Below are 24,767 nucleotides of genomic sequence, written 5' to 3'. Positions count from 1 at the left end.
GGATCGCATCTCTTGACGGGGAGTGCGCTCCAGCTTGAAGGCTGGCGCCATGACCGACCTTCTGCTGGGCTCGACCGGGCTGCGCGTCTCGCCGCTCGGCCTGGGCACCATGACCTTCGGCAACGGCGGCTGGCACGCCGGCCGGGACGCCTCGCGCGCGATCTTCCACCGCTATCGCGAGCGCGGCGGCAACTTCATCGACACCGCGAACGTGTACGGGGGTGGCGCCGCCGAGGAGATGCTCGGCGCGCTGCTGCGCGAGACCGGCGACCGGGATCGGATCGTGCTCGCCACGAAGTTCGGCGGCCCGACCCACCCGGACGACCCGAACGGCCGCGGCAACGGCCGCAAGCACCTGCTCACCGCGCTCGAGGCATCCCTGCGCCGTCTCGGGACGGACTATCTCGACCTCTACTGGCTGCACCTGTGGGACCGGCGCACGGACGTGGACGAGGTGATGGCGACCTTCGACGCGCTGGTCCGGGCGGGAAAGGTGCGCGCCGCCGGGCTGAGCAACGTGCCGGCCTGGTGGGCCACCAAGGCGCAGATGCTGGCCCGGCAGCGCGGCTGGGAGCCGATCGCCGCCCTCCAGCTCGAGTATTCGCTGGTCGAGCGCAGCATCGAGTGGGAGCACGTGCCCGCCGCCCGCAATCTCGGCATGTCGATCGTGCCGTGGTCGCCGCTGGCCAACGGCTTCCTGACCGGCAAGTACCACCGGGCGCAACTCGGCGCGGGCCGGCTCGATCCCGGCCGGGAATGGCCCGTCGAGATCACCCTGACCGACCGGCACTGGGCGATCGTGGCGACCCTGCGTGAGGTGGCGGCCGAGGTCGGGGGCACGCCGGCTCAGGTGGCGCTGCGCTGGGTCACCGGTCGCGACGCGGTGGCCGGCACGCTGATCGGCGCGACCACCGTCGAGCAGCTCGACGCCGATCTCGACGCGCTCGATCTCGAACTGCCACACGAGGCGGTGGCGCGGCTCGACGCCGTCAGCGCGGCCACCCCGGTCATGACCCCGCACTCGATCTTCGCCCGCTTCCCGAGCGAAGCGCCGTCAGGACGGCGGTGATCTCCGGCCTCGGCGTGGGTGGGCGGCGGACCGCCGCGATGATGCGCCTCGTCACCGGCGGGGTGAGCGGCCGGGTCGCGACCCGGTAGCGGGGGTCGATCGCGAGGCTCGGCAGCAGCGCGATCGACCGCGACTTCTCCACGTGCTGCAACGCGATCATGTAGTTGTTGAACCGGCAGATCACGGACGGCTCGAACCCGGCCTCCCGGCACAGGCGGGTGGCCAGCTCCGACATGTACGAGCCGGTCACGTCGAACGTCCACCGCTGCCCCGCGCACGCCTCCAGGCCGATCGCCTCGTGCGCGGTCAGCGGATGGTCCACCGGCAGCACCAGCACGATCTCGTCCTCGGCGATCGGCACCAGGTCGATCGCCGGGTCGAGCTCGGCCCCCGCGAAGTCCGTCGTCGTGATGATGACGTCCACGTCGCCGCGGCGCAGCGCCGGCATGCTGTCGTGCGGCTCCAGCTCGAGCAGCACCACGGTCACGTCCGGGTGGCGCTCGGCGATCCGGGCCACGGCCGGCTCGGCCAGCGCGTGCACCGCGCTCTGGAACGCGGCCAGCGTCACCGTGCCGGCCGGCTCGTCGGCCAGCCCGCGCAGCTCGGCCTCGACCGCGTCCATGGCCGCCAGGATCTCCCGGGCCCGCCCCGCCAGCAGCACGCCCGCGGCGGTCAGCCGCACCCGGCGCCCGGTCCGTTCGAGCAGCGCCGTGCGCGTCTCCCGCTCCAGCGTCGCGAGCTGCTGCGACACGGCCGACGGGCTCAGATTTCCGCGCTGCGCGACGGCCCGCACCGTCCCGAACGTCGCGAGATCGGCCAGCAGCCGCAGCCGCCAGGGGTTGAGCGTCATGACCCGATTGTGCGGCCACGCTTAACAGCAGCGGCGGAAACGTGAGATGGACCCGACGCTCGCGGCTTCCTAGCGTCGAGGGCATGGCTGATTCGTTCTGGTCCGACGCCGATCGTCACCTGGTCCGCTACTCCGGCGCGGGCCGCTTCACGCCGGAGATCATCGAGCGGGCGGAGGGCAGTTTCGTCTACACCGCCGATGGGCGGCGGCTGCTCGACTTCACCTCCGGGCAGATGAGCGCCATCCTCGGCCACTCGCACCCGGCCGTGGTCGCGACCGTCCAGCGGCAGGCCGCCACGCTCGACCACCTGTTCAGCGGCATGCTCAGCCGCCCGGTCGTCGAGCTCGCCCGTCGCCTGGCCGGCACGCTGCCCGAGCCGCTGGAGAAGGTGCTGCTGCTGACCACCGGCGCCGAGTCCAACGAGGCCGCGATCCGGATGGCGAAGCTGGTCACCGGCCGGCACGAGGTGGTCTCGTTCGCGCGCTCGTGGCACGGCATGACCCAGGCGGCGGCGAGCGCCACCTACAGCTCCGGCCGCAAGGGGTACGGCCCGGCCGCGCCCGGCAACTTCGCGATCCCGACGCCGAACTCGTACCGGCCCGACTTCACGACGCCGGACGGCGAGCTCGACTGGCGGCGGCAGCTCGACTACGCGTTCGAGCTGTTCGACGCCCAGTCGGTGGGCAGCCTCGCCGCCTGCATCGTCGAGCCGATCCTCAGCTCGGGCGGTGTGCTCGACCTGCCGCCGGGCTACCTGGGCGCGCTGCGCGACAAGTGCCACGAGCGCGGCGGCCTGCTGATCCTCGACGAGGCGCAGACCGGGCTGTGCCGCACCGGCGACTGGTACGCGTTCCAGCGCGACGGCGTGGTCCCCGACATCCTCACGCTCTCCAAGACGCTGGGCGCCGGCCTGCCGCTGGCCGCGGTCATCACCAGCGCCGAGATCGAGCAGATCGCCCACGAGCGGTCGTACCTGTTCTTCACCACGCACGTCTCCGACCCGCTGGTCGCCGCGGTCGGCAACACGGTCCTCGACGTCCTTCAGCGGGAGAGCCTCGATCGGCGGGCCGCGGAACTCGGGGCGTACCTGCGGAAGGGTTTGAATGGTCTGAAGGAACAGCACGACGTGATCGGCGACGTGCGCGGGCGCGGCCTCCTGGTCGGTCTGGAACTGTCCTCCGACGAGCTCGGCGCCGCGGTCACGAGGCGCTGCCTGGAGCTCGGCCTGCACATGAACGTCGTGCAGCTGCCCGGGATGGGCGGCGTCTTCCGGATCGCCCCGCCGCTGACGTCGTCGCCGGCCGAGCTCGACCTGGGCCTCGAGATCCTGGACCGCGCGATCACCGACGTCACCGCCGGCGGCAGTATGGGGTCATGAACTTCCGCTCCTTCGGCGGCCCGACCGTCGCGTTCACCTACGGCGGGCTCGCCTTCCTGACCGACCCCACGTTCGACGAGCCGGGCGACTACCCGATCGGCGATCGCAAGCTGACCAAAACCGCTCCGCCCGCGGCCGGGCCCGATCAGGCCGGCCGGATCGACGTCGTTCTGCTCTCGCACGACCAGCACCCGGACAATCTCGATCGGATCGGGCGGGAGGTGGCGCTTTCCGCGCCGGTCGTGCTGAGCACGCCCACCGCCGCTTCCCGGCTGGGAGGGCCGGTGCGGGGTCTCGAGCCATGGGAGCACGCCGACCTTCCGGGCGTACGCGTCACCGCGGTCCCGGCCCAGCACGGGCCCGACGGCTCCGAACGCCTGGTCGGTCCCGTGACCGGTTTCGTCCTCGAGGCGGAGGGCCAGCCCACCGTCTACGTGAGCGGCGACAACGCCTCGCTGCGGGTGGTCGAGGAGATCGCGGCCCGCTTCCCCGGCATCGACATCGCGGTCCTCTTCGGTGGCGCGGCCCGCACCCCGCTGGTCGGCGACGCGAACCTGACCCTCTCCGCCGCCGACATGGTCGCGGCCACCCGCATCCTCGGCGTCTCCCGCGTTGTCGCCGCCCACGTCGACAGCTGGGCTCACTTCACCGAGGGCCGCGACGATGTACGAAAGGCCTTCGCCGCCGCGGGACTCGACACCCTCCTGGACTGAGGCGGCCGCCTCGGACCAGGGGAACTCACGGGCGCGACGTGGGGCTCCGGCCTGCGATGGTGGGACCACATCGAATTGGGGGTTGTCATGTCGCCACATTGGCTGCACGGGGAAACGTCGCGGCTGCCGGTCGAGGGCACGCTGCCGGACTTCGGCGGCGCGACCGGCTGGCTCAACTCGCCGCCGCTGACCGCGGAGGGCCTGCGCGGGAAGGTCGTGCTGGTCAACTTCTGGACGTACACCTGCGTCAACTGGCTGCGCCAGCTTCCCTACGTGCGGGCGTGGGCCGACAAGTACACGGAGAAGGGCCTGGTCGTCGTCGGCGTGCACACGCCCGAGTTCGGTTTCGAGCACGACCTCGACAACGTCCGCCGGGAGTCGCACGGCGACCGGGTCGACTACCCGGTCGCGCTCGACAACGACTACGCGGTCTGGCGCGCCTTCGACAACCACTACTGGCCGGCGCTCTACCTGGCCGACGCCGACGGGAAGATCCGCTACCACCACTTCGGCGAGGGTGAGTACTCCCGCACCGAGATGGCGATCCAGCGGCTGCTCGACGACCCCGATCGCGAGATCGTCGAGGTCGCCCCGCGGCCGGTCGAGGTGTCCGCCGACTGGAGCACGCTGCGCTCGCCGGAGAACTACACCGGCTACGAGCGCACCGAGCGCTTCTCCTCGCCCGACGGCATCGTCTTCGGCAAGCCGCACCGCTACGACGCCCCCGACCGGCTCGGCCTCAACGACTGGGCGCTGGTCGGCGACTGGACAATGGGGGAGCAGGCCACCACCGCGAACGCGGCCGGCGGCCGGCTGGTGTACCGGTTCCACGCCCGCGACCTCAACGCGGTCATGGGCGCGGCGACCCCGGTCCGGTTCCAGCTGCTGCTGGACGGCGCGCCACCGGCCGAGGCGCACGGTGCGGACCTCGACGCCGACGGCTTCGGCACGATCGGCGACCGGCGGCTGTACCAGCTCCTGCGCCAGCCCGGCCGCATCGCCGACCGTACCGCCGAGATCACGTTCCTCGACCCCGGCGCCGAGACCTACAGCTTCACCTTCGGCTGAGCGCCTCGGGCGGGATCACCACGTTCTTCACCTCGGCCATGTACGTGTCGCCGAACGCGGCGGCCTCCTCCGGGGAGCCGCCGCCCTGCCGGGAGACCATGTAGGCCGCGTACCAGTCCCACCAGTGGTGCGGCGGGGCGACCGCCTCGAACGACCCGTGGTGCTCGCTGGTCTCCTTCAGGAGCTCGGCGAGCTCCGCGACATCCTTGTGTGCGTCAGTCATGCTCCCAGGGTGGCCCGCGGCGGCCCCGGTCGCGCCCGTGGAAGACCCTGGCCCGGTTACGGGGCGGGCACCGTTTCCAGGTCGCTCACCAGGCGGCGAATGGCGTCGACGCGCAACAGCCGGTGGAACGCGAGATAGCCGAGATAGACGCCGAGAACATTCGCGATGATGTCGTTCGCCTCGGCCCAGCGGTTGTCGTGGACGATCAGGATCAGCACGCACTGGGTGATCTCGATGCCGGCGCTCAGCAGCAGACCGAGACGGATCACCCGCATTTTGTCGCGAACGCCGAAAAGCACGTGCAGGATTGCCGCGAACGGCAGCGTCATCACGATATTGAGCACGGAATCGCGGGGGCGGATCTGGGTCAGCGGGATCGGATTGATCCGGAAGAACTGCGGGTCGGCGCCCCACGAGAGATGCAGCGGCAGGAGCGTCGCGCCCAGCACGGCCACCGCGTACCACCCCGCCAGCCACGCCACGCCGAGGCGCATCGGGGTCAGCTGGCCGCGGCGGCGCAGCACCACCCAGGAGACGACCATGAGGACGAGGCCGAGCGGCAGCAGGATCGGCGGCCCCGGCACGACGAACTGGTCGCTTCGCATCCCGACCAACGGTACGTCGGCCGGGCCGTCACCGTCGGTTCAGTGCAGCCAGCCATCCTTGCGGGCGATCCGGATCGCGTCGAGCCGGTTACGGGCCCCGGTCTTCGAGATGATCGCGGAGAGGTAGTTACGCACCGTGCCGCCGGAGAGGAAGAGCCGGTTGGCGATGTCCTTCACCGAGTCGCCCTCGGCGGCCAGCCCCAGAACCTCCAGCTCGCGGGTGCTCAGCGAGCGGTCGGCGTTGAGCGAGGCGGCCTGCAGCATCGGCGAGACGACCCGCTCGCCGTTGGCCAGCCGGCGCACGGAATCGGCCAGCAAGGCCTCGGAGGCGCCCTTGACGAGGAAGTTGAGCCCGTTGGCCCGGCGCCGCGGCGGGAGCATGCCGCGCTTGGCCGGATCGGAGAGCACGAGCATGGCGCAGGACGGGATCGCGGCGTGCAGGTCGCCGGCGAACGGCAGGAGCTGGCTCACCATGTACTCGGTGTCGAAGACGATCACCGAGGGCCACAGCTGCACCGCCCGCTCGACCAGGCCGGTGTCGAGCGGCAGCGTCGCGACGTAGTGCATGTCGGGTTTGGACTCGATGAGCGCGCGCACCGGAACCCCGAAATACCCCTCGTCCCGCACCACCAGAACCCGGATCATGACACCACCTCGCCGAGAACGGACCCTCTTTACCTCTCTACGCCTGCGTGTCCATTCGGAGCCGTCCCACGCTCGGACGGCCGCCGGGCGCAAAAATCACGCCGCGGTCGGCAGGGACCGCGGTTTTTCCTGCTCACGTGAGATTTGTGCCGCTCAATTGCCGAAACTTCCGCACCGCTTCAACTTACTGCCCCGTGTCACGCCGCACACGATCGTTAGCCGATCGACCGAGCCAGATGTAGCGGATTTCCGCCCCGGCCAGCCGAAATGGCTTCGGACGTTTACGAAGCCCAGGCGAAACAATGACCATGTCGCCCGTTTCCGCCTTCTCCGGACATCTTGGGGATGCGCCGGGCCCGTCCGCCCGGCGTATGCTCCGGCGACAGGCATCGAAGCTTTGGGGGTTATCTGCCATGACGCTCCGCGACACCCCGCCCTTCCGCGCCGATCACGTCGGCAGCCTCCTGCGGCCGCGCCGTCTGCTCGACGCCCGGCAACAGCGCGCCGACGGCAAGATCGATGCGGACGAGCTGCGTGCCGTCGAGGACGACGCGATCCGCGACGTCGTGCGCATGCAGCGGGACGTCGGCCTGCGCTCGGCGACCGACGGCGAGTTCCGCCGCACGTCATGGCACATGGACTTCATCTATCGCCTCGGCGGCATCCACCCCACCGACGACAAGATCCAGGTCCACTTCCGCAACGCGGACGGCGAGCTCGACTTCGAGTCGGCGGCGCTCGCCATCGACGCGCCGGTCCGGCTGAACGAGACCATCTTCGGCGACGACTTCACGTTCCTGGCCGGCGCGGTCGGTGAGGGCGTCACCGCGAAGCTGACCATCCCGTCGCCGAGCATGGTGCACTACCGCGGCGGCATGGCCGCGATCGATCCGGCCGTCTACCCCGACCACGACCAGTTCTGGGCCGACCTCAGCGCCGCGTACGCGGAGCAGGTGCGCCGGGTCGCCGCGCTCGGCTGCCGCTACCTCCAGCTCGACGACACCAGCCTGGCGTACCTCAACGATCCCGAGCAGCGCCGCCTGCTGAACGAGCGCGGCGACGACGCCGAGCACCAGCACCTGCGCTACATCAAGCAGATCAACGCGGCGATCGCCGACCGCCCGGCCGGCCTGGCCGTGACCACCCACATGTGCCGGGGCAACTTCCGCTCGTCGTGGGCGGCCGAGGGCGGGTACGACTTCGTGGCCGAGGCCCTGTTCAGCGAGCTCGCCGTGGACGGCTTCTTCCTCGAGTACGACGACGACCGCTCCGGCGGCTTCGCCCCGCTGCGCTTCGTGCCGCCCGGCAAGATGGTCGTGCTCGGCCTGGTCACCACCAAGCGCGGCGCCCTCGAGTCGAAGGACACGCTGAAGCGCCGCATCGACGAGGCGGCCAAGTACGTCCCGCTCGAGCAGCTCTGCCTCTCGCCGCAGTGCGGCTTCTCCTCGACCGTCGAGGGCAACGTCCTGTCGTACGACGAGGAGGTCGCCAAGCTCCGCCTGATCGTCGAGACGGCCGAGGAGGTCTGGGGCTAGCCCCGCGCTCGTTCGAGGCCGTCGAGGAGCAGGTCGAGGGTGAACTCGAACTCGGTCTGGCTGTCGCACCAGCCGAGGGTCGGGTCGCCGGCGGCGTGCAGCTCGGCGGCCATCATCGCGGTCAGGTGCGGCAGGGCCCCGGCCATCGCGGCGAGGTCGGCCTCGGCGTCGCCGACCTCGGTGGCGCCACCGGCCGCGACCGGGGCGAACAGCTCCTGCACGAACCCGAGCGGCATCGTGCCGAAGGCGTGCAGCGCGCGATGGGCCAGGTGCGCCGAGAAGCCGGCCTCCGTCATCGTGCCGACGATCTCGTCGTAGTAGGGGTAGAGGCTGGGCGGGACCGACGCGCGGGAGCCGATCAGCGCGGGCGCCCACGGGTGGCGCAGCATCACCTCGCGGGCCCGCAGGAAGCGTTGCCGCAGCCGGGCGCGCCAGTCGCCCTTCTCATCGCCGGCCACCGCCGAGATCTCCGCGATGACCGTCTCGGCCAGGCCGTCGAGCAGGCCCTCCTTGCCGGGCAGGTGGTAGTAGAGCGACATCGCCTCGATGCTCAGGTCGGCGGCGAGACGGCGCATGGTGAGCGCCCTCAGCCCCTCCGCGTCCGCGAGCGCGACGGCGGCGGCCAGGGCGCGCTCACGGGTCACTGGTTCGCGGATCGCCGGTTCTCCCCTCTTGACTCCATGCCGTACCTTACAACGTATGGCTACCTTACCTCGTAAGGCTGAACCCGACGCCCGCACCACCGGCCTGCTCTACCTGGGCCTCGCCCTCGCCGGCGCGGCCGGCTTCCTGGTCACCCGCCCGATGCTGTACGCGGCCGGCGACCCGGCGGCGACACTCGCGAACCTCACCGACCACCTCGCGCTGGCCCGCCTGGGGATCGTCTTCGAGCTGCTGGTGGTGCTCACCCAGGCCCTGGCCGCCGTCTGGTTCTACAAGCTGTTCCGGGCGACCCATCCGCTGAACGCGGCCGGCATCGCGGCGTTCGGCCTCGTCAACGCGGTGGCGATCCTGGCCAGCGCCGCCCTGCTCGGCGCCGCGCTCGACGTCGCCCGCGAGCCGTTCGGCGACGCCGCCTCCAGCGTCCAGCTGATGTACCTGGTGAGCGGTCACCTCTGGACGGTGGGCGGCATCTTCTTCGGACTCTGGCTGATCCCGATGGGCCGCTGCGTGCTCCGGGACGGGCCGCGCGTGCTCGGCCGGCTGCTCATCGCCGGTGGCGCGGGCTACGTGCTGAGCTCCTTTGCGGCCTACCTGGCGCCGGCCGTCGGCGACATCCTGGTGGTGCCGGCCTCGATCGGGGAGTTCTGGATGATCGGGTGGCTGCTCCTGCGCGGGTTCCGGGGAGCACCCGTTGTTCACCCGAAGCTCGTAAGTTCTTCCGCGTGAGCACCGTGAACGAAGATCGCCTGGCCGAGGTCGACCGGCACGTCACCGACGCGGCGAACGCGACCGCCCAGCGACACCCCGGTTTCGCCACCGCCATCCGCCACTCCGTCGACCGGCTGCGCGGCGGCCTGACGCTGGCCCACTCCCGCGCCGAGGCGGTCGACGACGCCGCCTGGTCGAGCTACGTGACCGACCTCGACGCCGGCCTCGACGAGCTCGACAAGGAGATCGGCCGGGCCGCCGACGGCGCCATCCCCGGGACGAGCGTCGACGACGTGCTGACCATCCACCTGACCGGGATCGAGCTTCAGGGATGGCGCCTGCAGGTGAGCCTGCCCGGCGTCCAGCCGCGCCTCACGGCCGCGGAGCTTCAATTGCAGCGGTACGCCTCGGCGTGCGCCACCGGCGTCCCGAAGCCCGCCGCCGCCCTCGCGGACGCCATGACCGACCTCCGCGCGGCCGCCTGATTCGCGGCGCTCACTCCGCGGCGGTTACTCCGCGGCGCTTACCCCGCGGCGCTTATTCCGCGGTTCGCCGGTAGATCTGGTCGACCTCCTCGGCGAGGTGGTCGGCGTCGTAGCGGCTGCCGGCCGTGCGGGCGGGCAGGCGGCGGAAACGGCGCTCGGCGCAGCAGAGAAGCTCGGCGCGCAGGGCGCGGGGGAGTGACTCGCGGTCGTGCGGGGTCAGCCTCTTGACGCCCTCGACCGGGTGGGCACCGAACGGCTCGCAGTGGGCGTAGACGGCGGGCAGGCCGGCGGCGACCGCCTCCAGCACGCCGAGGCCGAACGTCTCCTCGGAGGGGGAGGCGTAGACGTCCATGGCGCAGAGCATCTCGCGGGCGTGGGCGACCGCACCCGCGAAGACCACACGGTCGGTGATGCCCTCGATCGCGGCGAGCTTCTCCAGGGCGTCGCGGGCCGGCCCGTCCCCGACCAGCAGCAGGGTCGCGCCGGGAACCTCGGCGACGGCGCGCACGAGGCGGTCGAAGCGCTCGCCGGGCTCGAGCCGGCCCACGCCGCCGATGACCGCGGCCTCGGGGGCGATGCCGAGGCGGGTGCGGACGGCGGCGCGTACCCCCGGATCGAAGCGGAACTCGTCGGCGGCGACGGCCTTGGGCACGACCGCGATCCGCTGCTCGGGCACGCCCCACTCGCGCAGCCGCTGGGCGATCGCGGGGGTGGCGGCGATGGTGAGGCGGCCGAGACGCTCGGCGGTCAGGTAGAGGTGGCCGGCGTCGCCGGCCACGTGGTGCTCGGTGGCGACCACGCGGGGCACGCCGGCCAGGCGGGCGGCGAACCGACCGGGAACGCAGGCGCGGTGGACATGGGCGTGCACGAGGTCGAAACGGCCGCGCCGGATGAGGCGGCGCAGACCGCCGACGGTGCCGAGGCCGCGCCGGCCGGTGAGCTCGTGCACGGTGGTGCCGCCGGCTCGCAGCGCCGCCGCGACGGCGCCGGGCGGAGAGAGGGTGACCACCTCGCTCTCATGCGGCAGCCGGCGGACGAGCAGCCGCAGCTGATGCTCGGGTCCGCCCTCGGCCAGCGCGCTGATCACATGCAGCACTCTCATGCCGACTCCATTTTCCGACACCCCAGGAAACGACGCTGTCAAAGCGCTCGGCGGAAATGATAGAAGCAAATGTCACGGGTAACGTGAATGATCCCTCACATTCTTCATAATGGTCGAACGGCCATGCCGGAGTGCCTAAAAGTGCTGGTAGCAGCGCACAAACAAAGAACATGAATGATCCTCACATTGCTCGTGACAATTGCTACTGTGGCCGTTCCCCGTGCGGCTGTCACTCTCCGAAAAGGGAATTCGGAAGCGCGAGGGGGACGCCGTGGAGTTACGGAGGGCAACGCCTGGCGAATGGCGCGCGGGCAGCCCATGGCCGTCGCTGTGGTGGGCTGCCCTTCCCGGCCGGGCCGCGCGGGCCGGCGCCGACGCGCTGGCGCTCGCGGTCGCGATGCTGATCGCCACGCTCCTCCGGCACGACGGGAACCTCCAGTACCTCGACTGCGGCGGGCTCATGGAGCTCGCGGGGGTGGCCGCGGTCGTGCAGACCCTCGCGGGCATCCGGTTCGGGCTCTACACCGGACGATGGTGGTACGGCTGCTTCGAGGAGATAGCCGCGCTCGCCAAGACCGCCGCGCTCACCATGCCGGTCGTCTTCGTGCTCGACACCCTGCTGGGCCGGCTCGTGCCGCGCTCGGCCATCATCGCCTCCGGCCTGATCGCATTGGTGCTTCAGGCCGGAGTGCGCTACACGGCGCGCCTGCTGCAGGACTCCCGCCTGCGGCCGTCGCCCGAGCAGGGCAGCCGCGTGGTGGTGGTGGGGGCCGGCGAGGGGGCGGCCCAGGTCGTGCGCTCGATGCTGCGCACGCCGTCCAGCCCGTACGTCCCGGTTGCCCTGCTCGACGACGACCCGCGCAAACGCTCGCTCCGGGTCATGGGCGTGCCGGTCACCGGGGACCGGCACGCTCTCCCGGAGGTGATCCGGCGGTTCCGCGCTGACACCGTGCTCATCGCCATCCCCAGTGCCGGAGCCGATCTCGTACGGGAGATCAGCATGCTCGCCGGGGAGATGAACGCCGACGTGAAGGTGGTGCCGCCGGTCGTCGAGCTGTTCGGCCGGACCGTGCGCATCGAGGACATCCGGCCGGTCGGTCACGCGGACCTGCTCGGCCGCCGCGAGATCGGGATCGACCTGGCCGCGATCGCCGGATACCTGGAGGGCCGCCGGGTGCTGGTCACCGGGGCCGGCGGGTCGATCGGCTCCGAGCTGTGCCGGCAGGTCGCCCAGTTCCACCCCGGCCGTCTGGTGATGCTCGACCGGGACGAGTCCGGCCTGCACGCGGTGCAGCTCTCGCTGGACGGGCGCGGCCTGCTCAACGACCGCAACCTCGTGGTCGCCGACATCCGCGACCAGCCGCGCCTCGACGAGGTGTTCCGCGAGCACCGGCCGCAGGTCGTCTTCCACGCCGCGGCGCTCAAACACCTGCCGCTGCTGGAGATGCACCCGTCCGAGGCGCTCAAGACGAACATCCTCGGCACGTACCAGGTGCTGCAGACCGCGCTGCGGCACGGCGTCGACCGGTTCGTGAACATCTCGACCGACAAGGCGGCGGAGCCGTGCAGCGTGCTCGGCTACTCCAAGCGCATCACCGAACGGCTCACCGCGGCCGCCGACGAGTCCTCGGCCGGCACCTACTGCAGCGTCCGCTTCGGCAACGTGCTGGGCAGCCGCGGCTCGGTGCTGACCGCGTTCGAGGCACAGGTGGCCAAGGGCGGGCCGATCACGGTGACCGATCCCGAGGTGTCCCGCTACTTCATGACCGTGCAGGAGGCGGTGCGCCTGGTCGTGCAGGCCGGGGCGATCGACAGCGCGGGCGAGGTGCTGGTGCTGGACATGGGCGAGCCGGTGCGGATCGCCGACGTCGCCCGGCGCCTGGCCGCCGCGGCCGACCGGCACATCCAGGTCGTCTACACCGGGCTGCGGCCGGGCGAGAAGCTGCGCGAGGTGCTGCTCGGGCCGGGGGAGGAGGACCGGCGGCCGAACCATCCGCTGCTGTCGCAGGTGCCGGTGCCGCCGCTGGACGGTGCGGTGCTGTCGCTGCTCGAGCCGGCCGCGCCGCGGGAGGACCTCATCGCGATGTTGCGGTGGCTGGCCGAGAGCCCGGCGCTGTCCAGCGCGGCCGCGGCCACGAACGGTTTCGCCGTGACCGACGGCTTCGCGGCCACGAACGGCTTCGCAATCCGGAACGGGAGGAAATGATGGTTTCGCGGGTGGTCGTGGTCGGCCAGGGGTACGTGGGTCTGCCGCTCGCCGTGCGGGCCGCGCAGGCCGGGCACGACGTGGTCGGGTTCGACGTCGACGACGAGCGGATCAAGCGCCTGGCCGCCGCCGAGTCCTATGTGGATGACATCGGATCGGCCACGCTGCGGGAGGTCCTCGACGCTGGAACGTTCCACCCCTCGGCCGACCCACGCTCCTGCGCCGGCTTCGACGTGGCGGTCATCGCGGTGCCCACCCCGCTGCGGGAGGGCACGCCGGACCTGAGCTACATCGAGCAGGCCGCCCGCGTCCTGGCCCGCTATCTGCGACCGGGTGCGACCGTCGCGCTCGAGTCGACGACCTATCCGGGCACCACGACCGATCTGGTCGCGCCTCTGCTCGAGGAGGGATCGGGTCTGATCGCGGGGACCGACTTCTTCCTCGGCTACAGCCCCGAGCGCATCGATCCCGGCAACCGGGAGTGGACGCTGGTCAGCACGCCCAAGGTGGTGAGCGGGATCAACGCCGCCTCGCTGGTCAAGGTGCGGGAGTTCTACGCGTCCGTCGTCGACACGACCGTGCCGGTCTCCGACTGCCGGGTCGCCGAGCTCGCCAAGCTGCTCGAGAACACCTTCCGGCACGTCAACATCGCGCTGGTCAACGAGCTCGCGGTGTTCGCGCACGACCTCGGCATCGACGTCTGGGAGGCGATCGACGCCGCCGCCAGCAAGCCCTTCGGCTACCACAAGTTCGTGCCCGGCCCCGGTGTCGGCGGCCATTGCCTGCCGATCGATCCGTCGTACCTCTCCTGGCGCGTGCAGCGGACGCTCGGGCAGAGCTTCCGCTTCGTCGAGCTGGCCAACGACATCAACAACCACATGCCCGACTACGTCGTACGCCGGCTGGTCGCGGCGCTCAACCGCCGGCGCAAGGCGGTCAACGGCTCGACCGTGCTGCTGCTCGGGCTCGCGTACAAGAAGAACACCGGCGACGCCCGGGAGTCGCCGGCCCGCCGGGTGGCCGCGCTGCTGCTCGACATGGGCGCCGACGTGCGCGCGGCCGACCCCCACGTGGTCGAGGACGCGCACATCGACCGCCGGGTGACGCTCGTGCCGGCGACCGCCGAGCAGATCGCCGCGGCCGACGCGGTGCTGCTGCTCGCCGACCACGACGCCTTCGACCTCGACCTGGTGGTGCGGCACGCCTCGTACGTGCTGGACACCCGCCGTCGCCTGACCGGACCGACCGTGGAGTCGCTATGACCGTTCGAGTGCTCTGGGATCTCGCCAACCGACTCGCCGCCGCCATCGCGCTGGTGCTGCTCTCGCCGCTGCTGCTCGTGATCGCCCTGTGGATCCGGATCGCCGACGGCAAGGGGATCCTGTTCGTTCAGGACCGGGCGGGACAGGACGGCGTGCCGTTCCGGATGTGGAAGTTCCGATCGATGGTGCACCATTCGGTGGACATGGCGGTCGAGATCGGTCTCGCCGATCCGTTCGGACTGCTCGAGAACGATCCGCGGATCACCCGCTGCGGCCGGTTCCTGCGCCGCACCAGCCTCGACGAGCTGCCCCAGCTGGTGAACGTGCTGACCGGGCGGATGAACCTGGTCGGGCCGCGGCCGGACGTGCTGCCGCAGGTCGCCAACTACACGGCCGCGGACCGGCGGCGCCTGGAGGTCCGGCCGGGCATCACCGGGTGGGCGCAGATCAACGGCCGCGAGGACATCGACTGGGCCCAGCGCTTCGTCCTCGACCGGTGGTACGTCGACCACTGGTCGCCCGCGCTCGACCTGCGCATCCTGTGGCGGACCGCGACCTCGCTGCAGCGCGAGGAGCCGGCGGTGCACCTCGACGAGATCAACATCCAGAGATCCCAGGCCCATGACGTACGCCGTGCCGCCTGAGATCGGTTCGGAGTTCCACTGGGATCCGGCCGCCCTGACCGCCGGTGGCGACGACTGGCTGCCCGCCCGGCGCGAGTTGTTCGCCACCGGCTCCGGCGCGCTCGGCGCCCTGTTGCGGCGGCTGCGCCCACGGGGCCGGGTGCACTTCCCGTCGTACTTCTGCATGGGTGTGGTCGAAGCGCTCTCGGCGGACGTGCCGATCGCCTGGTATCGCCACCTGCCCGATTCCGGCGGGCCGGTCTGGCCGACTCTCCGTGCCCTGCCCGGTGACGTCGTGCTCGCCCAGAACCTGTTCGGCCGCGACGACGGTTCGCGGTGGGACGCGTGGCGGGAGGCCCATCGCGGCGTCACGGTCGTCGAGGACCACTCGCACGACCCGCTGAGCGACTGGGCGCGCCACTCCCGTGCGCCGTTCGCGATCGCCTCGCTGCGGAAGACGTTGCCGGTGCCCGACGGTGGTCTGTTGTGGTCACCGTGCGGCCTGCAGACGCCGGAGCCCGAGGGCGGCGAGAGCGAGGGCGCCCACCTCAAACTGGCCGCCATGCTGCTCAAATCCGCCTGGCTGGACGGGCGCCCGGTGCCCAAGGACGGCTTCCGGGCGTTGCAGCAGCGTGGCGAGCACACCCTGCTCTGCAGCCCCGGACCGGCGAGCGCCTTCACCGCCGCCGTGTTACCGCTGCTGGACGCGGCCGGCCTGCGGAGGAAGGGCATCGAGAACGCCCGCGCGCTCCCGGCTCACGGCGACGGGTGGCGGCTGGTGGGCGCCGGGCCGTTCCGGGCCCAGCTGGTCTGCGAATCGGAATCGATCAGGGACGACCTGCTCCGGCACCTGGCCGCGCACGGCATCTACGCGCCCGTGCACTGGCGGCAGGATCGCGCCGGCCTGTGGAGCGGCGACGACGAGGGGGCGGGGCTGGCCGCCCGGATGCTGACCATCCCCGCCGACCACCGGTGCTCAGCCGCCGATGTGCGCCGGATCGTGTCGGTGCTGCGGGCCTTCCACGGGAGCGCCGAAGCCCGGCCGGCGGCGAGCCCGGCTCCAGCGGCGTAGCGCCAGCGCCCGTCGCAGCATCGCCCGCCCGGCACCCCGCTGCGTCGACACGTGCAGCACGTACCGCCACAATGGATACGCGCCGCGGCGGTTGGACAGCGCGTAGGAGAACTGCTTCGCGGGCAGGTCCCCGTAGTCGTTCATGCGCTCGAACCACTCGGAGCTCGCCTTCGCCGCGGCCTGCAGCGGGGCCAGCGCCGCCTTCCGGGTGTGCTCGTAACGCTCCAGCGCCGCCCCCAGATCGCCGCCGGCGTCGGCGTTGATGGCGTCGGCCAGGGTCATCGCGTCCTGCATGGCGAGCTTGGTGCCCGAGCCGATCGCGAAGTGCGTGGTGTGTGCAGCGTCGCCCGTCAGCACGACGTTGCCGTGGTCCCAGCGCCGGTTGGTGATCCGGCGGAAGGACATCCAGCCGGTGCCGCCGCTCTCGGCCCGCTGGTCGATGAGCGGCTCCCCGTCGAGGTGGTCGGCGAAGATACGGGCGAGCCGATCGCAGCCGTCCCTCCCGTCGAGCTCGTCGAAGCCCAGCCCGGCCCACGTCTCCGGGGTGCACTCGACGATGAACGTGCTCGCCTCGTCGGTGAACGGGTAGGCGTGGAACCAGATCCAGCCGGCCTCGGTCTTCTCGAAACCGAACGTGAACGTGCGGAACACGTGCGGCGTGCCCAGCCAGATGTAGCGATTGCGGCCGTGGACGACCTCCGCGCCGAAATGCGCCGCGTCGTGCTCACGGACCCGGCTGCCCGCGCCGTCGCACGCCACGACGAGGTCGGCGTCGGGGTCGTCGGTCGCCTCCGACCGGTAGCGCAGGTCGACGCCGAGCTCGGCGGCCCGCGCGCCCAGGATGTCGAGCAGCCGGTGCCGGCCCAGGCTGAAGCCGTACCCGGCCAGGTAGCTGACCGCCTTGCCGGTCGCCCGCACCTCGTACTCGTCCCACTTGTAGGCGGCGTCCCAGATCCGCCGGGCGCTGACCGGGTCGTGCCGGAACAGGTCGTCGAGCAGGTCGTCCCAGAAGACCACACCCCAGCCGTACGTGACGCCGGCCGGGTTGCGCTCGAGCACGGTGACCTCGTGCGCGGGGTCGGCGAGCTTCGCGAGAACCGCGAAGTACAGGCCGGCGGGGCCGCCGCCGACGCAGGTGATCCGCATGGTGGCTCCTTTATCGGTAGGGCGGGAAGGTCGCGGCGAGGTCGTCCGGGTCCGCCGCCGGGCGACGGAGCCAGACCAATTTGCGGTACGTGGGCGGGTCGGTGACGACGCGCCAGGTGTGGAACGGGTGCCGGCTCGGCGAGAAGCCGGACTTGTAGAAGAACAGCGAGTCGTTGCTGCCGCCCTTGCCGCCGCCGAGATGGAAGACGGTGTCGCCGCGCGCCTTGCAGAACCGCCGCACCTCGTCGTAGAGCATCTCGTCGGCGTACCGCCCGCGGGCCCGCCGGGTGGAGGAGACGTAGCCGGTCGCGATCCCGTCGTTCTCGAAGAACGTGTTGCCGCCGACCACCTCGTCGCCCTCGAGCGCGACCGCGAGGTGCATCCGGTCGCCCACCGCCTCGTGCAGCGCGGCCAGGTGCTCGTACGTGAAGAAGTAGTAGTCGGAGGCGCCGACCCGCCGCATGTTGTCGTGGTAGACCGCGACCCAGTCGGCGAGGCGGTCCCAGTCGTCGAAGACCACCTTGGTGCCGGCCCGGCGGGCGCGGTTGATGTGGTTGCGGTGGTCCGACCGGGTCTGGCTCCACATCTCGTCGAGGCCGATCGTGAGATCCATCGAGACCGTCTCGCCGTGCCGCACGAGGCGCCCGTGGTCGTCCAGCACCGGCAGCGGCGCCTCCAGCAGCGGGTGCATCCGCGCGAAGACGGTGACGATGCGGCATTCCCGAAGGCACTCGGTCAGCGCGGTGCAGGCCCGATCCCAGAACGCCGGGTCGGTCGTGTCGCTGACCGGCGCCGGGTAGCCGTAGGGGGACAACGCGTCGCGGAGATCGGTGTCCGGGATGTCCCGCACGATCAGCGGCATGAGGAAGACGTGACCGTCGTCCTCGTAGTGGAAGGCGGCCGGTTCGCCGCCGTAGAGCGCGGCGTCGAGCACCACGTACGCCGGCTCGTGGTGCATGTCGTGCCGGAGCCTCGGCAGCGCGTCCGCCCACGCGGGCGAGTCCGGCCGGAGCAGCGATCCGTTCATGAGTCCCCCTACCGCCCCGACCGCAGGATCCGGGCGTTCAGCGCCATGTTCGCGGCGAACTGATCGTTGACGACCTGATAGCCGTCGAGCCGCATCTGGGTCGCGGCGTCGTACCGGCCCAGCTTCACGAACCCGTCCGCCAGCCAGCCGTTGTCGGAGCCGCTGCCGTCGACGTAGCCCCGGTACGTGGTGCCACCCGGCCAGATCACCCGGGTCAGCAGCGAGCAGAAGGCCGACATGTCGCCGTCGGTCCAGGCGCCGCCGCGGGCGCGTGCCTCCACGACGTACGCCATGACGCCGTTGCCGTGGCTCACGTCCTGTCCGGGGCGCTTCGCCGAGCCCCAGATGTCGGACCAGAAGTAGGCGGTCGGCTCGACCGGATTGCGCCGCAACTGGCGATGCAGGCGCTTGTCGATCGTCGTGGCCACCTCGAGGTAGCGAGCCTTGCGCGCGGCGTCGGTGGTGACCTGGGCGAGGTTGAGCGCGATCAGCGCCCAGTGCGAGGCCATGTGGGTCCGGTCCCGGTAGATGGCCCGGGAGGCGTCCCGCGAATACCACTTCTCGAAGACCTGGACCTCGGCGAACTCCAGTAGCCGCCGGTAGCGGTCGGACTGCACCCGCCCGTCGTGCATGGCGACCAGCAGGGCGGTGCCGTACCGCCAGAAGTAGCTCTCGTAGAGCGGCACCTCGTCGCCGCCCTCGCCCTCCTTCGACGACGGCCAGCCGAGGTACCGGTCGTGGAAGCTGCTGTGCGGCAACGACCTCGACGGCACCGCCGAGGCGACCACGTTCTCCACGAACTGCAGCGCCCGGTCGAGATAGCGGCCCTCGTCGGTGGCGCGGAACATCGTCACGCAGGAGTCGACCGAATAGGACAGGTTGTAGTGGTCCCAGCTGTCCGTCGACCGGGAGAGCGGCGTGCCGTTCTGGTCCAGGTAGTCCCAGCTCTGCTCGAACACCGATGTCCACTCGGCGACAGACTTCAGCTTCGCGGGTGGCGGCGGCGAGGTCGGCGAGGTCGGCAACGGCGTCATCATCGCCGGCACGTCCTTGTCGTGGCCGCAGGCCGCCACCAGCGAGGCCGCGCCCAGCATCAGCAGCGCGCGTCGGGTTGTCATGGTGTCACCAGCTTTCGTCCGGGCTCGTGCCCGGCGGAGTCGGCGGGCCTCGCCGAGGTTTCGGCCGCGGACGGGACCACCGCGGCGGCGGCCGCGATCGCCGCGAACAGCCAGGCCAGCCGGGCGTCGTAGTTGTCGCCGGAGAACAGGCTGTCCAGCGCGACGAAGACCGCGGCGGCCACGGCCAGCCCCGTCCAGCGCGGGCGTGCGCCCCCGCCGCGAACCGTCGTGGCCCACAGAACGACGGCCGCGGCCAGCAGGCCGATGCCCACGAGGCCGCCCTCGGCCGCGACGCCGAGCAGGTAGTTGTGCGGGTACTCGACGTTCTGGTTGACGCCGATCGTGCCGTAGAAGCCGTCCAGCCCGGTCCCGGCGAACGGGTGCTCGACGGCCAGTTTCCAGGCCGCCTGCCAGATGCTGGTGCGGTCGGAGACGTAGTGCTGCTGCACGGTCTGCTCGACGAACCGTTCCTTGAACAGGCTGGTGAACGCCGGCGGCGCGAGCGCGAGGACGACCCCGGCCGCCACCGCGAGCGCGAGGCAGGCCGCGACGACCGCGCCCGGCCTGACCCGGCGGCGCTGCTTGAACAGGGCCACCGCCCCGACCGCGGCCCCCGTCATCAGGCCCGCGCGCGATCCGGAGAGCACCGCCCCGAGCACGAACAGCGGCACGGCCAGCAGCAAAGTTTTCCGGCGGTAGTGCAGGAACAGCGCGACGGTGCTGATGATGCCGAGGATCTGGATGCGCACGAAGACGTTGGGGCCGCCGCCGAACGCCGAATAGCGGCCCTGCTCGCCCGGGCCGTTGATGAACAGCGCGGCGAGAGCAAAAATGATCGCGGCTACGTAGAACAGCCAGAAGGCGTTCCGTGCGGCCTGTTCCGGATCGCCGATCGCGTACAGGTAGATGGCGACGGTCAGCGCGGCCATCAGCACCAGGTCGAGGGTCTGCGGGCCGACCCGCGCGGCCGGCGGCGCCCACAGGCCGGAGGCGATCTGGTAGACGAAGAACAGCACGGTCGCGACCAGCCAGCCCTCCCGCCGGGGGCCGTCCAGCCCGGTTGCCGGCCGCCGCGCGATGTCGACCACGAGCACGGCCAGCGCCGCGACCAGTCCGACCACCCGCAGGTCGACCCAGGCCAGGTCGGGGAATCCGGCCCGGTCCAGGGTGAACCGGCCGCCGATCGCCATGATCATCAACACCGCCGCGGGCGCGAAGAACACGCGCGGCGTGTGCCACCACCGGGCGGCGCTCATGACACGCCGGCCCGGGTCCGGGTGCCGGCCACGCGGCTGACGACGAGCGCGAAGACCAGGCCGGCGCCGTAGCCGAGCAGCGAGCCCCAGGCCGCGCCGGCGATGCCGTGCCCGGGAATCAGCAGCAGGTAGGCGGCGAAGCTCACCGCGAAGCCGGCGATCTCGGCGGCGGACACGAGCGTGCCGTGGCCCTTGGCGACGAGCAGGCCCAGGACGATCCGAGACACCGCGTACAGGCCGGCCGCGATCACCAGCGGCACCACCACGGCCTTCGCCGGCGCGTACGCGTGGCCGAGGACGGGGACGATCAGCAGGTAGAGCCCGCCGGCCAGCAGCGGGGCGGCGACCAGCACGTACAGCGCGGTGGCGGCGACGATCGGCCGCGATCGCAACCGGCCGGCGCGGTCGTCGGCCCGCCATCGGCCCAGCCGCGAGTCCGCGTACGCGCGCAGGGGCCAGGCCAGCAGCTCGGTCATCGTGGCGACGCTGGCGTAGAGGCCGAGCGCCGTGGTGGAGGCGAGCACCGGCAGCGCGAGCCGGTCCGATCGCAGCATGGCCATGTTCGAGATGGCCGCGGGGAACAGCGCCGCGCCCTGCCGCCGGACCAGGCGGTTCTGGTCGTCCATCCCGCCGCCGGGCAGGCGCAGCCAGAACGCCACGTAGCCCACGGTCGGCACGAGACAGGCCACGATGTACGCCGCCAGCCACTCCTCGGGGCTGTCGACGCGGGCCAGGAACAGCAGTGCCATCACGGCGAGCAGCAGGATCGACTCGACGACCCGGGCGGCGAGGAAGTCGTGCACCCGGCCGATGGCGATCGCGACGGCCCGGCTCGCGAGGCACGCCGCGTCGACGATGGCATAGGCCGCGATCAGAGCGATCACGACCGGTCCGGGGCTGAGCCGGCCGGGCGCCAGGATCGCGTACGCCGCGGCGGCGCCCGCGCCGGCCAGGAAGGGGAGGATCAGAAGTCGCGCGTACGCCCGGACGGCGGCGGCCGGCGGCACCTCGTGATAGGCGGCCACGAAGCTGCGCTCGGTACCCAGCAGCAGCGCCTGGGTGGCCAGGTAGACCACCTGGAGCATGAGGGCGACCTCGCCGCGGTGGGTGGGGGTCAGCGACCGGACCATCATGATGTTCGCGGCCAGCGCGACCGCGCCGATCAGCAGCTGGGACGCGATCAGCTGGATGTACGGCTCGCGGAGCCGGCCACCGAGCCACGCGATCGGGTCGGCGACCCGGATCTCAGTCATCGTCCCGCGGCCCGGCGCTGCCGGGGGCTTCCGGCTCCTCGGCGGCGGCCTCGTCGGACGGGACGGGCAGGTTCTCCGGCTCGGGCTCGCCGGTCGGCTCGAGGTTGACCACCTTCGCCTGGCCGCGCGGGTGGTGCCCGATCGTCGTGCGCACCACCGTGGCCTGCCCGCGCACCGTCCCGATCACCATCGTCTCGTCGCCCTCCCGGCGCTCACCGGTGACCACCCCGAGCCCGGTCGCGCCGGGCATCGCCGGCCGCTCCCGGTGCCAGGCCGCGCCCGTCGGCAGCTTGCGCGGCAACGCGTTGAGCACGGCGCCGGCCAGGTGGGCGCCGACCCGCTCGAGCAGGTCCTTGGACCGCTCCACGTCGGCGGCCGGGGTGTGGTTGGCCCGCACCACCAGCAGCGACTGGTCGGTCACCTTGCTGAGCACCACGCCGTCGGCGACGCCGTGCAGCGGCGGCGCGTCGACCAGCACCACGTCGAAGGTCTCGGTGAGCGCGTGCATGGCCGCCTCGAGCCGCGGCGAGGCGAGCAGCACGCCCGGGTCGGACGCGTTCTCCCCGCACGGGAGGACGGTGAGCCGGCCGTCGAGCGAGTCGCGCAGCACCGAGCGTACCGACGCCTGCCCGGCCAGCACGTCGGCGAGGCCGGGCCCGCGGTCCAGCGCCAGGTAGCGGCCGACGCCCGGGGTGCGCAGGTTCGCGTCGACGAGCACGACCCGGGCGCCGGTCTCGGCCATCGCGATCGCGAGCCCGCAGGCCACGGCGGTGGTGCCCTCCTTGGGGTGGCTGCCGGCCAGCAGCAGCGAGGTGCCGCGCGAACCGCCGCCGAGCGGAGGGAGCAGGCTGCGCAACCGGCGGAAGCCCTCGGCGAGCGCCTCGCCGGGCAGTCCCGACGTGCGCTCCAGCGAGATGACGCCGACCGCGCCCAGGCCGAGCCGGCGCAGGTCGTCCTCCTCGTTCACGGTTCGCCGGGTCGCCTGCCGCACGGCCACCGCGATCGCCCCGATCAGCAGGCCGAGCACGGAGGAGAACAACACATTGCGTACGAGATTGCTGGGCTCGCGGGTGGTGACGGGGTCCTGCGCCACGGTGACCGACGGCTTGGGCCCGTCCCCGGCCGCGCTCGGCGGGTCGAGCTGCTTGGCCAGCCCGACCAGCGCGGTGGTGGCGGCGGTGACGATCTGCCGGCTGCGGGCGGCGGACGGGTCGGTGGCGCTGACCACGAGCAGGTCGGTGCCCTCCTGCACCTGCGCTTTCAGGCTCTGCCGAACCTGGTCCTCGGTGAGCGGCGGGCCGAGCTTCGCGACGACCGTGTCGGCGACTCTCGGCCCGGCGAGCAGGGCGATGTACGAGTTGAGCCGGCTCGCCTTGGCGTCCGGGTCGGTGGCCCCGGTCGTGATGAACAGAACCATCGACGACCGGTAGGCCGGCGGCGAGGACAGCGACAGCCCCGCCGCGATCCCGGCGGCGATCAGCACCGGCACGAGTAGCCACGGCCATCGGCGGCGGCAGGCCCGTACGTATTCACGCAGCTCCAACACGCACCCCTGAAGCTCTCGTCAGCACCTGTTCGAACTGCTCGAAGAGCAGGTCGCGGGAGTAACGCTCGACCGCCAGCCGGTGCGCGGCCTCGCCGGCCCGGCGCAGCCAGTCCTCGTCGCGCAGATGGCCGGCGAGCAGCTTGCCGGCCTCGTCCGCGTCGTCGGGGTCGAGCACCAGCCCGGCACCCGACTCGCGCAGCACGTCGGCCTGCCAGCCGCCGTAGTTGATGGCGATCGGCCGGGACGCCGCGAACGCGTCGAAGAACTTGTTTGCCGAGTTGTCCCAGAGCGCGCGGATGGGCCGCACGAGGCTGCTCGACATGGTCGCGGCGGCGAGGATCACCGGGAGATCGGACTTGGGCACCTGCGACCACATGTGCACGGTCGTGTCCAGGAGCCCGTGCGCCGCGGCCAGGTTCTTGGTGGACTCCCACTCCCGGCCGTGACCGACGATGAGCACCTGCAGCCCGGGATCGAGCTCGCGCATCCGCCGGGCCGCCCGCACGAGGTACTCGACGCCGTTCACCGCGCCCAGCGCTCCGGTGTAGACGATCAGCGGCCGGTCGGCGAGCCAGCGGTGCTCGTCCCGGAAGCGGCGCACGTCCTCGGCGCGTACGCCCTGGAAGAGATCCAAGTCCGCGGCATTGGGAATCATGGTGGTTCTGGTCTCCGGCCGGCGGGCGGTCACGCCCGCGGCCATGCCCGGCGAGAGCGCGATGACCTCGGTGGCGTTGCGGTAGGCGAAGTTGGCGAGGCCGCAGGCGAGCCGGCGGGCGAGCGGGTTGCGCAGGGCGCCCATCTGGATCGGCACCTCGGGCCACAGGTCGCGCACCTCGAAGACGAACGGCACCCGCCGCAGGCGCGCGGCGATCACGCCGGGCACCGCGACCGTGAGCGGGGTGCTGGTGGCGAAGACCAGATCGGCCCTCAGCCGGGCGGCCTTCGCCGCCGCGAGCACCATGAACTCACCGAAGGCGCGCAGGCGCCGGGCATAGGACATGTGATTCGAGTACGGGATGGAGTACCAGTGCACGCGGACCCCGTCGTCGACCGTGGTCTTCCAGCCGAATCCGCGCTTGCCCGGGGTGATGTCGGTGGTGATGACGTCGACCGTGTGCCCGCGCGCGACCAGTCGCCGGGCCTGCTCGTAGGAGCGAATCCCGCCGGTCATACCGGGATTGCAGTAGTACTGGTGGATGTAGACGATGCGCAT

The 24,767-nt window shown here is 71.8% G+C and carries 24 protein-coding genes; 11 read left to right on the top strand and 13 right to left on the bottom strand.

Features of this window, described 5'->3' with window-relative positions:
* Positions 1–49: 49 nt before the first annotated feature.
* Positions 50–1,069 (top strand): aldo/keto reductase, encoded by a 1,020-nt coding sequence (locus A3CQ_RS0101000; RefSeq protein WP_020509042.1) that lies wholly within the window; start codon positions 50–52, stop codon positions 1,067–1,069.
* Here the strand turns inward: A3CQ_RS0101000 and A3CQ_RS0100995 are convergent.
* The gene (locus A3CQ_RS0100995) at positions 1,008–1,919 is read right to left on the bottom strand and encodes a LysR family transcriptional regulator (RefSeq protein ID WP_020509041.1); all 912 of its coding nucleotides are present in this window, start codon (positions 1,917–1,919) and stop codon (positions 1,008–1,010) included. The genes A3CQ_RS0101000 and A3CQ_RS0100995 overlap by 62 nt on opposite strands.
* A gap of 83 nt (positions 1,920–2,002) precedes the next feature.
* On the opposite strand from A3CQ_RS0100995, the gene A3CQ_RS0100990 reads away from it, so the two are divergent.
* From A3CQ_RS0100990 to A3CQ_RS50960, 3 genes are all read left to right on the top strand, one after another.
* Positions 2,003–3,298, top strand: coding sequence for an aspartate aminotransferase family protein (locus tag A3CQ_RS0100990; protein WP_020509040.1), 1,296 nt, complete (start codon positions 2,003–2,005; stop codon positions 3,296–3,298).
* Positions 3,295–4,011: an MBL fold metallo-hydrolase gene (locus A3CQ_RS0100985; protein ID WP_020509039.1), complete on the top strand. Its 717-nt coding sequence runs from the start codon at positions 3,295–3,297 to the stop codon at positions 4,009–4,011. The genes A3CQ_RS0100990 and A3CQ_RS0100985 overlap by 4 nt, the downstream gene beginning before the upstream one ends.
* 87 nt (positions 4,012–4,098) lie before the next feature.
* A complete protein-coding gene (locus A3CQ_RS50960) occupies positions 4,099–5,079 on the top strand; it encodes a redoxin family protein (protein ID WP_020509038.1) in 981 nt (326 codons plus the stop codon).
* On the opposite strand, the gene A3CQ_RS0100975 is transcribed toward A3CQ_RS50960, so the two are convergent.
* Genes A3CQ_RS0100975 through A3CQ_RS0100965 form a run of 3 tightly spaced genes read right to left on the bottom strand, consistent with a single transcriptional unit; the run spans position 5,066 to position 6,552 of the window.
* Positions 5,066–5,302, bottom strand: coding sequence for a hypothetical protein (locus A3CQ_RS0100975; RefSeq protein WP_020509037.1), 237 nt, complete (start codon positions 5,300–5,302; stop codon positions 5,066–5,068). The genes A3CQ_RS50960 and A3CQ_RS0100975 overlap by 14 nt on opposite strands.
* Positions 5,303–5,358: 56 nt before the next feature.
* On the bottom strand, positions 5,359–5,907 hold the full coding sequence (locus tag A3CQ_RS0100970; protein ID WP_020509036.1) for a VanZ family protein: 549 nt from the start codon (positions 5,905–5,907) through the stop codon (positions 5,359–5,361).
* Positions 5,908–5,946: 39 nt separating this feature from the next.
* Entirely contained in the window at positions 5,947–6,552 is a 606-nt protein-coding gene (locus A3CQ_RS0100965) for a helix-turn-helix transcriptional regulator (RefSeq protein ID WP_020509035.1), read from the bottom strand.
* Positions 6,553–6,965: 413 nt separating this feature from the next.
* Between A3CQ_RS0100965 and A3CQ_RS0100960 the strand changes: the two genes are divergently transcribed.
* Complete coding sequence (locus A3CQ_RS0100960; protein ID WP_020509034.1) at positions 6,966–8,087, top strand: 5-methyltetrahydropteroyltriglutamate--homocysteine S-methyltransferase; 1,122 nt, start codon at positions 6,966–6,968, stop codon at positions 8,085–8,087.
* Here the strand turns inward: A3CQ_RS0100960 and A3CQ_RS0100955 are convergent.
* Positions 8,084–8,731 carry a TetR/AcrR family transcriptional regulator gene (locus A3CQ_RS0100955; RefSeq protein WP_020509033.1) on the bottom strand — a complete coding sequence of 216 codons (648 nt, stop codon included), beginning with the start codon at positions 8,729–8,731 and terminating at the stop codon, positions 8,084–8,086. The genes A3CQ_RS0100960 and A3CQ_RS0100955 overlap by 4 nt on opposite strands.
* A 55-nt stretch (positions 8,732–8,786) precedes the next feature.
* Between A3CQ_RS0100955 and A3CQ_RS0100950 the strand changes: the two genes are divergently transcribed.
* Positions 8,787–9,476 (top strand): DUF4386 domain-containing protein, encoded by a 690-nt coding sequence (locus A3CQ_RS0100950; protein WP_020509032.1) that lies wholly within the window; start codon positions 8,787–8,789, stop codon positions 9,474–9,476.
* Positions 9,473–9,943 carry a hypothetical protein gene (locus A3CQ_RS0100945; protein ID WP_020509031.1) on the top strand — a complete coding sequence of 157 codons (471 nt, stop codon included), beginning with the start codon at positions 9,473–9,475 and terminating at the stop codon, positions 9,941–9,943. Before A3CQ_RS0100950 ends, A3CQ_RS0100945 begins: the two co-directional genes overlap by 4 nt.
* Before the next feature lie 52 nt (positions 9,944–9,995).
* Here A3CQ_RS0100945 and A3CQ_RS0100940 read toward each other — a convergent pair whose 3' ends face one another.
* Positions 9,996–11,045, bottom strand: a complete 1,050-nt coding sequence (locus A3CQ_RS0100940; RefSeq protein ID WP_026205168.1) for a glycosyltransferase — start codon at positions 11,043–11,045, stop codon at positions 9,996–9,998.
* Between the two features lie 271 nt (positions 11,046–11,316).
* Here A3CQ_RS0100940 and A3CQ_RS0100935 point away from each other — a divergent pair, with 271 nt between their 5' ends.
* The 4 genes from A3CQ_RS0100935 to A3CQ_RS58605 are packed head-to-tail and all read left to right on the top strand — an operon-like array spanning position 11,317 to position 16,208.
* On the top strand, positions 11,317–13,251 hold the full coding sequence (locus A3CQ_RS0100935) for a polysaccharide biosynthesis protein (protein WP_157295126.1): 1,935 nt from the start codon (positions 11,317–11,319) through the stop codon (positions 13,249–13,251).
* Complete coding sequence (locus A3CQ_RS0100930; RefSeq protein WP_020509028.1) at positions 13,251–14,513, top strand: nucleotide sugar dehydrogenase; 1,263 nt, start codon at positions 13,251–13,253, stop codon at positions 14,511–14,513. Before A3CQ_RS0100935 ends, A3CQ_RS0100930 begins: the two co-directional genes overlap by 1 nt.
* Positions 14,510–15,157 carry a sugar transferase gene (locus A3CQ_RS0100925; protein ID WP_040431223.1) on the top strand — a complete coding sequence of 216 codons (648 nt, stop codon included), beginning with the start codon at positions 14,510–14,512 and terminating at the stop codon, positions 15,155–15,157. Before A3CQ_RS0100930 ends, A3CQ_RS0100925 begins: the two co-directional genes overlap by 4 nt.
* Positions 15,135–16,208, top strand: a complete 1,074-nt coding sequence (locus tag A3CQ_RS58605; RefSeq protein ID WP_245576960.1) for a hypothetical protein — start codon at positions 15,135–15,137, stop codon at positions 16,206–16,208. Before A3CQ_RS0100925 ends, A3CQ_RS58605 begins: the two co-directional genes overlap by 23 nt.
* On the opposite strand, the gene A3CQ_RS0100910 is transcribed toward A3CQ_RS58605, so the two are convergent.
* Genes A3CQ_RS0100910 through A3CQ_RS0100880 form a run of 7 tightly spaced genes read right to left on the bottom strand, consistent with a single transcriptional unit; the run spans position 16,113 to position 24,767 of the window.
* Complete coding sequence (locus tag A3CQ_RS0100910) at positions 16,113–17,354, bottom strand: FAD-dependent monooxygenase (protein ID WP_020509025.1); 1,242 nt, start codon at positions 17,352–17,354, stop codon at positions 16,113–16,115. The genes A3CQ_RS58605 and A3CQ_RS0100910 overlap by 96 nt on opposite strands.
* 10 nt (positions 17,355–17,364) lie before the next feature.
* Complete coding sequence (locus tag A3CQ_RS0100905) at positions 17,365–18,381, bottom strand: GNAT family N-acetyltransferase (protein WP_020509024.1); 1,017 nt, start codon at positions 18,379–18,381, stop codon at positions 17,365–17,367.
* 8 nt (positions 18,382–18,389) lie between these two features.
* Entirely contained in the window at positions 18,390–19,499 is a 1,110-nt protein-coding gene (locus tag A3CQ_RS0100900) for a hypothetical protein (protein ID WP_020509023.1), read from the bottom strand.
* Complete coding sequence (locus A3CQ_RS0100895) at positions 19,496–20,755, bottom strand: O-antigen ligase family protein (RefSeq protein ID WP_020509022.1); 1,260 nt, start codon at positions 20,753–20,755, stop codon at positions 19,496–19,498. Before A3CQ_RS0100895 ends, A3CQ_RS0100900 begins: the two co-directional genes overlap by 4 nt.
* Complete coding sequence (locus A3CQ_RS0100890) at positions 20,752–22,008, bottom strand: lipopolysaccharide biosynthesis protein (protein WP_020509021.1); 1,257 nt, start codon at positions 22,006–22,008, stop codon at positions 20,752–20,754. The genes A3CQ_RS0100895 and A3CQ_RS0100890 overlap by 4 nt, the downstream gene beginning before the upstream one ends.
* A complete protein-coding gene (locus A3CQ_RS50955) occupies positions 22,001–23,554 on the bottom strand; it encodes a tyrosine-protein kinase domain-containing protein (RefSeq protein ID WP_370657600.1) in 1,554 nt (517 codons plus the stop codon). The genes A3CQ_RS0100890 and A3CQ_RS50955 overlap by 8 nt, the downstream gene beginning before the upstream one ends.
* Positions 23,538–24,767 (bottom strand): glycosyltransferase family 4 protein, encoded by a 1,230-nt coding sequence (locus tag A3CQ_RS0100880; RefSeq protein WP_020509019.1) that lies wholly within the window; start codon positions 24,765–24,767, stop codon positions 23,538–23,540. Before A3CQ_RS0100880 ends, A3CQ_RS50955 begins: the two co-directional genes overlap by 17 nt.

Origin of the sequence: Paractinoplanes globisporus DSM 43857 (assembly GCF_000379645.1) — a bacterium.
Classification (GTDB): domain Bacteria; phylum Actinomycetota; class Actinomycetes; order Mycobacteriales; family Micromonosporaceae; genus Actinoplanes; species Actinoplanes globisporus.
Note: the sequence above shows the minus strand (reverse complement) of the source record. Positions and strands in the feature narration are given on the sequence as shown.

What these genes read in the sequence shown, in the direction of transcription:
- A3CQ_RS0100900 (WP_020509023.1), bottom strand. Translation starts at nt 19,499, where the DNA reads ATGACAACCCGACGCGCGCTGCTGATGCTGGGCGCGGCCTCGCTGGTG.
- A3CQ_RS50960 (WP_020509038.1), top strand. Translation starts at nt 4,099, where the DNA reads ATGTCGCCACATTGGCTGCACGGGGAAACGTCGCGGCTGCCGGTCGAG.
- A3CQ_RS58605 (WP_245576960.1), top strand. Translation starts at nt 15,135, where the DNA reads ATGACGTACGCCGTGCCGCCTGAGATCGGTTCGGAGTTCCACTGGGAT.
- A3CQ_RS0100960 (WP_020509034.1), top strand. Translation starts at nt 6,966, where the DNA reads ATGACGCTCCGCGACACCCCGCCCTTCCGCGCCGATCACGTCGGCAGC.
- A3CQ_RS0100905 (WP_020509024.1), bottom strand. Translation starts at nt 18,381, where the DNA reads ATGAACGGATCGCTGCTCCGGCCGGACTCGCCCGCGTGGGCGGACGCG.
- A3CQ_RS0100995 (WP_020509041.1), bottom strand. Translation starts at nt 1,919, where the DNA reads ATGACGCTCAACCCCTGGCGGCTGCGGCTGCTGGCCGATCTCGCGACG.
- A3CQ_RS0100890 (WP_020509021.1), bottom strand. Translation starts at nt 22,008, where the DNA reads ATGACTGAGATCCGGGTCGCCGACCCGATCGCGTGGCTCGGTGGCCGG.
- A3CQ_RS0100930 (WP_020509028.1), top strand. Translation starts at nt 13,251, where the DNA reads ATGGTTTCGCGGGTGGTCGTGGTCGGCCAGGGGTACGTGGGTCTGCCG.
- A3CQ_RS0100975 (WP_020509037.1), bottom strand. Translation starts at nt 5,302, where the DNA reads ATGACTGACGCACACAAGGATGTCGCGGAGCTCGCCGAGCTCCTGAAG.
- A3CQ_RS0100985 (WP_020509039.1), top strand. Translation starts at nt 3,295, where the DNA reads ATGAACTTCCGCTCCTTCGGCGGCCCGACCGTCGCGTTCACCTACGGC.
- A3CQ_RS0100925 (WP_040431223.1), top strand. Translation starts at nt 14,510, where the DNA reads ATGACCGTTCGAGTGCTCTGGGATCTCGCCAACCGACTCGCCGCCGCC.
- A3CQ_RS0101000 (WP_020509042.1), top strand. Translation starts at nt 50, where the DNA reads ATGACCGACCTTCTGCTGGGCTCGACCGGGCTGCGCGTCTCGCCGCTC.
- A3CQ_RS0100990 (WP_020509040.1), top strand. Translation starts at nt 2,003, where the DNA reads ATGGCTGATTCGTTCTGGTCCGACGCCGATCGTCACCTGGTCCGCTAC.
- A3CQ_RS0100880 (WP_020509019.1), bottom strand. Translation starts at nt 24,767, where the DNA reads ATGCGCATCGTCTACATCCACCAGTACTACTGCAATCCCGGTATGACC.
- A3CQ_RS0100910 (WP_020509025.1), bottom strand. Translation starts at nt 17,354, where the DNA reads ATGCGGATCACCTGCGTCGGCGGCGGCCCCGCCGGCCTGTACTTCGCG.
- A3CQ_RS0100895 (WP_020509022.1), bottom strand. Translation starts at nt 20,755, where the DNA reads ATGAGCGCCGCCCGGTGGTGGCACACGCCGCGCGTGTTCTTCGCGCCC.
- A3CQ_RS0100970 (WP_020509036.1), bottom strand. Translation starts at nt 5,907, where the DNA reads ATGCGAAGCGACCAGTTCGTCGTGCCGGGGCCGCCGATCCTGCTGCCG.
- A3CQ_RS0100965 (WP_020509035.1), bottom strand. Translation starts at nt 6,552, where the DNA reads ATGATCCGGGTTCTGGTGGTGCGGGACGAGGGGTATTTCGGGGTTCCG.
- A3CQ_RS0100940 (WP_026205168.1), bottom strand. Translation starts at nt 11,045, where the DNA reads ATGAGAGTGCTGCATGTGATCAGCGCGCTGGCCGAGGGCGGACCCGAG.
- A3CQ_RS0100950 (WP_020509032.1), top strand. Translation starts at nt 8,787, where the DNA reads ATGGCTACCTTACCTCGTAAGGCTGAACCCGACGCCCGCACCACCGGC.